Genomic DNA, 6,096 nt, shown 5'->3' on the forward strand with positions numbered 1-6,096 from the left:
AAAGTTGCCTTCCACCACGCTGCGAATCACTTCATAGGTGGCCACATCCACCCTCTTCAGCATCGAGGTGAGACCGTGGTTGAGGGTGGCAGGGTTGTTGTCGGTATCCCCCAGGTAGTTTTGGTTGGCATCCACACCGATAAAGAACAGCGGACGGGTATCCCCACTGCAGAGGCTGGCATAATCTGCGGGCTTGGGCACTTCCGCAAAGGGATCCCGAATGAAACTCACCCCGGCGGGCAGATCGGAGGCTCTGAGGCATCTCTCTTGCTTGACAAAGTCGATCAACCCCAGGCCGGATCCCCCGGCAGCGGCATAGATGATGTCGGCCCCTTGGGCTTTTTGGGCAGCAGCGATCTCTTTGGCTCGGGCCGGATCGTTCCAGGCGGCGGGCGTAGTCCCGACATAGTTGGCAATGACGCGACAGGTGATGCCGTCTTCGGCGCAGGCATATTCCACCCCGGCTCGATAGCCCGCCTCAAACTTGTGGATCAGGGGGATGTCCATGCCCCCCAAGAAGCCGACTACACCGGTTTGGGTTTGCTTGCCGGCAATGTAGCCCACCAAAAAGGATCCCTCATGTTCTCGGAAGAGGAGGCTGGCCACGTTGTCTTTTTCGGGGGAAACTGCGTCCACCAAGCCGAACTTCACCTCTTTGAACTCAGCGGCACTGGCGGTAACAGCCGGTTCCAGGGCAAAGCCCACCCCAATCACCACATCAAACCCCTCTTCGGCAAACCTGCGTACCCCCGGCCCCAGTTGGGAGGGATCCGTCGGCTCAAAGTCGAACACCTGCACTCCAAAGTCCTGCTTGGCGCGTTCCGCCCCTTCTGCCGCCGATTGGTTGAAGCTGCGATCGTTTTTGCCCCCTTCTCCAAAGGCAATACCCACCCGTATTTGAGGCTGAGCGGCACTGCTGAGAACGAACAGCCCCGTCAATATCCCCGTTAATACCCAAGAGATCCCCAAGGTTTTGCGCATCATGATGGTTTCCTATCGCCCCAGTAGCTTGATTAGCATCTCTCGAAAAGCCATTTTGTCCGCTCTGAGCACAACCTCAGCATTGGCAGGCCGACCCAGAATGCCTAGGCGATCCACCAAGCTATAGCCGCGAGTTAGCTCTCCGCAACATTCCACGTCCACATAGTGACGGGAACTTTGGCCAATCAGTTCCGGCTGCAAAGCCATGGCCATGGTTAAAGAATCGGGATGGGTGATGCCGTCAAGACCTCCCCCTTCAGGATGGGAGCGGTTGAACTCCCAGGCCACCCGGTTCACCGCTAAGTAAAAGCGGCTGAGGGGAGTATCCAGGGAGAGGATCGGTTCTAGCTCTTCTCGTGTCAAAAAGCCATCGCTGACCGCCAGATCCCAAGGGGACAGCACCACCTCAAATCCAGCCTGCAACACCTTTTTGGCCGCTTCCGGATCCACGTAAAAGTTGAACTCGGCAGCCGGTGTGATGTTGCCGAGAGCATGGTTGGTGCCACCCATGATCCAGAGTTTTTTCACTTTGTGAGGTAGGTTGGGATCCTGAGCCAAGGCAAGAGCCAGGTTCGTCAGGGGGGCTTGGGCGATAATCTGCAGCTCTCCGGCCCAGCGGTTGGCCAGCTCCACAATGGCTGTCGGGGCGAAAAGCGATTCCGGGCGCTGCCTGGCCTTGGGGAAAAAAGAATTGCCCATGCCGTCTTCTCCATGGACGTAGGCCGCTGTAACCAGCTTGCCCACCAGGGGTTTGCTGGCCCCGGGATAGACCGGGATCCCAGCTTTTCCCGCCACCTCCAGGGTATAGAGAGCATTTTCAACGCATTGTTCCAGGTGCAAATTGCCAGCACAGACGGTGATCGCTTCCACACTGCTGTTGGGCCAGAGCAACCCAAAGAGCAACGAGGTGACATCATCTCCCGCCGTATCCGTGTCGATCAAAAAGCGCTGCACAGCCATACACAGGCTAAGCCCAAATCAAGGTGTCATCTTAACCCTTGCAGGCAGTCTCAGGGCAGCCATTGAGCCGGTGTATCTTGAGAAGGGATCCGTGTAGGCTTGAGTCGATTGATGTCCTCTTCCATCCGTTCCATTACGCCGCAACAGATGGCCCAACACCTACGGGATCCCGAGGCTGGGCCTCTGCAATTGATCGATGTGCGGGAACCGGCAGAGCTGGAGCTGGTGAATTTGAATGCTTTAGGCTTTCGCAACTACCCCTTGAGCCGGTACGAGGAATGGAGGGAACGGATCCTCACAGAGCTGGATCCGAATCAGCCAACTTTTGTGCTCTGCCATCATGGCATCCGCTCTGCTCAGATGAGCCGGTGGCTACAGGCCAACGGGTTCACCCAGGTTTATAACATCAGCGGCGGCATTCACGCTTGGGCTTGTGAGGTGGATCCCTCCCTGCCCACCTATTGAGGTCACGGGCAAACCAGCACCATGTTCCCCATTCTTCATCTGCAGGGGGATCCCCAACAACGAGGCCAACAGTATGGATCCCAGGCGGCCCAACTCATTCGCCACAGCATTGCTAGTTACGCCCGCCAATTTGCCTACCGCTGTGGTCTCACCTGGCAGCAGGCCCAGACCCAAGCAGAGGGATCCCTGCCCTGGCTAGAGCGCCACGTGCCCCACCTGCTGGAAGAAATCCAAGGCATTGCCGCGGGGAGTGGCTTCCGTTTTGCCGAGATTCTGGCCCTCAATTTGCGCACCGAGATTTTATCCAGATCGGTTGTCGGTGGATCCCATCCCGACTGCGCCGCTGCTCTGGAACACAATCTCCAAAACGGAGTACCCCAGCACCCAGCGGATCCTGCTCATGAATGCAAGGCAATGGAGAAACTCATCGATCCAAACCCAGCCAAGTCAGATGGGGGAGAATGTACTACCCTAGCGGCCTTGCCCCAGGTTACCTCCACCCACCACACCTATCTGGCCCAAACCTGGGATTGGCTTGGGGAGCAGCGCAGGGCCTGTGTGCTGTTGCGCGTTCACTCCGATACCCACCCTGCCTACCTCACCCTGACCGAAGCTGGGATCCTGGCCAAAATTGGCCTCAATCAAGCAGGGTTGGCCGTAGCCCTCAACCTCTTGCGCTCTACCCTAGATGGGCAAACCGAGGGAATGCCGGTGCATTTGCTGTTGCGCTTATTGTTGGAGTGCGAGGAGTGGCAGCAGGCTGTAGAGAGGGTGGGATCCTACCCCTACACCGCCTCCTCTTGTGTCAGCGTTGCCGGTATTACAGGACAGGCGACAGGCCTACAGCCCGCTAAGGCGACCAGCTTTGAAATCAGTCCACGAGGAATTGGCCTGCATCTCCCTCAAGGAGGGATCCTCGCCCACACCAATCATTTCCTGGATCCGGCCTTGCGAGAAGATGAGCTGCCCCCCCATATAGGATCCTCCACAAGGCTAGAACGGGCCTATCATTTGCTTCGCCAGAGTGCTCAAACGGGAACCCTAGACGCGGTCGCTCTTCAAAAAATCCTACAAGACCGGACGAATGCCCCCCACTGCATCTGCCGCCATCCGGATCCCCATCTGCCCGCCTGGGATCGCACCGAAAGCGTAGCGGCTGTGGTGATGGATCTGAACCAACAAATCCTGCATGTGGCCCCCAACATTCCCGATCACGTGGAGTTTGTACCGATTTCCGGGATTTTCTAGGTTTGGAAGATGCAGTAGGATCGAGCTGAAGAGAGAGGAGGGGCAGGCGATCGCGTCCTTGCTGTCGCCACCAGACAGCGGGATGAGGAAAGTCCGGGCTTTCAGAAGAACACACCGCTGGGGAAACTCCCAGTGCGGGTAACCGCGAGGATAGTGCCACAGAAACATACCGCCGATGGCTGGGATCCCAGCACAGGTAAGGGTGCAAAGGTGGGGTAAGAGCCCACCAGCAACGTCGTGAGGCGTTGGCTCGGTAAACCCCGGTGGAAAGCAAGGCCGCAGCCGCAGGATCATGGCTGTTCTTCGCCCCTGTTGGCTGCATCGAGATCACGGTACCCAAAGCGGGGAAGGGTGCTCTCGATGGTGGTGAGCCGCTAGAGGGTGATGGTAACATCACTCCCAGATAGATGATCGCCAGTGCAACTCTGCACTACAGAACCCGGCTTACAACCTCCTCTCTTTTCTACTTGCACATCTACCTGTTTGCACATCTATTTGCACACAGAGAGAGTTTGTTCCGAGCTCACGGGAGTTCTGCAGGTTGCCGGGATCCCTGTGGTCTGGGGCTATTTATTGGCCGTAGTCAGTGTGTCGTTGGGAGAAGCTGTATCGCATGCCCACCTAGGGCACTTGGAGAGCCTTGTCCAATTGTGGGTGGCTGCGCTACGGCGTAGGTTCTGTCATTCTGGTCACGCCTGCCATCCACAGCTCCACGCAGGCTTGCAGGAGGGAGGGTATCCTGTCGGGTTCAGCGCTTTCTTCTGATTGTTTATCTGCCGGTTTCTCCTCATTCTGCTCCTCGACAGAGGGCTCCGCCCCGTCGGCGTGAACGGTGGGCAACTCGGCGGTTACTGCCAGCATGGCTGCTCCCAAAATCATTACATGCAAAACCCCAACGGCTGCATTAAGGCGATCCGGCTCGACAGATTGCAACTCAGAGTTGGGAAATCGCCGCAAATACTCTGTCAGTTGTTCTTGGGCCTGAGAAAAACCCAGCCGCAAGGCGCGACGATGCTCCTCAGAATAAAGACCGGCCTCTCCCACCAGGGAGCGCACCAGCTCAGGATTGTCGGCCAAAGCCCGAAAACAGGTGTGGACGTAGCGCAGGAGAATGGCTTGTAACCCAGAGCCTTGAGAGGGGGCGGGATCCGCCTTCAGGGGCAGATCGGCTATGCCGGAAAAGACCCCCAGCTCCCCAAATACGGCCAGGAGTAACCCTTGCTTGGTGCCGAAGTGCCGAAACAGGGTGACCTCATTCACTCCGGCCAAATCCGCAATTTGACGGGTGGTGGTCTGGGTGATGCCCTGACGAACGAACAGCTCCCGAGCCGCATTCAGCAGCCTTTGCCGAGAAGAAGGACGTGCCATAGTGAGGAGAAAACCTGAAGAATTGCGGCGGGCTGCAAGTGACGCTTGCATTTACGGTGGAATACCGCTAGGCTTAATGTCAAGCAAGAGGATGTCGGCAGCGTTGCCTCTGCTCCTCTTCTTCCTGTGTAGCCAAGTTCATCACAGCGGAGCACATAGCAAGTCACCGCTGGCTATGGCGGTGTCTTCAGGGGTTTGACTCCGTTTTCACGTTGGGCCGCTGTTATCCGGCGGCCTTAACTTGGGCTTTGTGTTTTGGCTCTTTCCTAGTCAGTCTAGTCTACTTCTTCTTCTGAGGTTTTGTGGGTTCATGACCACTTCTTTTTCTCGCCAATCGCTGAATCATCCCGCTCCGCTCAATCGGCCCGAGCCCCAAGAGTCCTTTCGGTTTGCTTGGGAACATGTGCTCTTCTTTGCCATTTTTCACGTGGTGGCTTTGGTGGGAGGCATTTTCTTCTTCTCCTGGCCCGCTCTGGGGGTAGCCCTGTTTCTCCACTGGTGTTTCGGTAGCTTGGGCATCTGCCTGGGGTACCACCGCTTGCTCAGCCATCGCAGCTTCCAAGTGCCCAAGTGGCTGGAATATGTCTTCACTACTCTCGGTGCCCTGGCCGTTCAAGGGGGGCCGATCTTTTGGGTGGGTGGCCACCGTCAGCATCACGCCTTTACCGAAGATGAGGAGAGGGATCCCTATTCTGCTCGTAAGGGCTTTTGGTGGAGCCATGTGCTCTGGCTGATCTACCACCGCGAAGAATTTTTTAACCCTGAGAAGTATTCTGCCTTTGCGCCGGACTTGGCTCGGGATCCCTTCTACCGCTGGCTGGATAGGTATGCTCTGCTTTTGCAACTGCCGTTGGCTGCAATACTCTACCTGCTGGGGGGCTGGTCATTCGTCGTGTACGGTATCTTCGTGCGGACAGTGCTGCTGCTGCATTGTACCTGGTTGATCAACTCGGCCAGCCACTTCTGGGGTTACCGGACTTTCGAGAGCGACGACAATGCCCGTAACCTTTGGTGGGCGGCCATTCTAACCTATGGTGAAGGCTGGCACAACAACCATCATGCCGACCCGAAGTG

6 protein-coding genes and 1 other RNA gene are annotated in these 6,096 nt (G+C 57.0%); 4 read left to right on the top strand and 3 right to left on the bottom strand.

Going from position 1 to position 6,096, the window contains the following annotated elements:
- Both NW849_RS12395 and NW849_RS12400 read right to left on the bottom strand, forming a co-directional pair.
- The coding region (locus NW849_RS12395; protein WP_414357933.1) for a BMP family lipoprotein at window positions 1–984 on the bottom strand (984 nt) is incomplete at its 3' end.
- Between the two features lie 9 nt (window positions 985–993).
- Window positions 994–1,941, bottom strand: a complete 948-nt coding sequence (locus tag NW849_RS12400; protein WP_414357935.1) for a nucleoside hydrolase — start codon at window positions 1,939–1,941, stop codon at window positions 994–996.
- Window positions 1,942–2,052: 111 nt separating this feature from the next.
- Here NW849_RS12400 and NW849_RS12405 point away from each other — a divergent pair, with 111 nt between their 5' ends.
- The 3 genes from NW849_RS12405 to rnpB all read left to right on the top strand — a co-directional run bounded on the left by NW849_RS12405 (window position 2,053) and on the right by rnpB (window position 4,117).
- Complete coding sequence (locus NW849_RS12405) at window positions 2,053–2,406, top strand: rhodanese-like domain-containing protein (protein WP_414357937.1); 354 nt, start codon at window positions 2,053–2,055, stop codon at window positions 2,404–2,406.
- A 21-nt stretch (window positions 2,407–2,427) separates the two neighbouring features.
- Window positions 2,428–3,654: a C45 family autoproteolytic acyltransferase/hydolase gene (locus tag NW849_RS12410; protein ID WP_414357938.1), complete on the top strand. Its 1,227-nt coding sequence runs from the start codon at window positions 2,428–2,430 to the stop codon at window positions 3,652–3,654.
- A 32-nt stretch (window positions 3,655–3,686) separates the two neighbouring features.
- An RNA gene (gene rnpB, locus NW849_RS12415) (RNase P RNA component class A) lies at window positions 3,687–4,117 on the top strand.
- A gap of 200 nt (window positions 4,118–4,317) precedes the next feature.
- Here the strand turns inward: rnpB and NW849_RS12420 are convergent.
- Window positions 4,318–5,022, bottom strand: a complete 705-nt coding sequence (locus NW849_RS12420) for a TetR/AcrR family transcriptional regulator (RefSeq protein WP_414357940.1) — start codon at window positions 5,020–5,022, stop codon at window positions 4,318–4,320.
- A 310-nt stretch (window positions 5,023–5,332) separates the two neighbouring features.
- On the opposite strand from NW849_RS12420, the gene NW849_RS12425 reads away from it, so the two are divergent.
- The coding region (locus tag NW849_RS12425; RefSeq protein WP_414357941.1) for an acyl-CoA desaturase at window positions 5,333–6,096 on the top strand (764 nt) is incomplete at its 3' end.

The organism is Synechococcus sp. R55.3, assembly GCF_047461975.1.
Classification (GTDB): Bacteria; Cyanobacteriota; Cyanobacteriia; order Thermostichales; family Thermostichaceae; genus Thermostichus.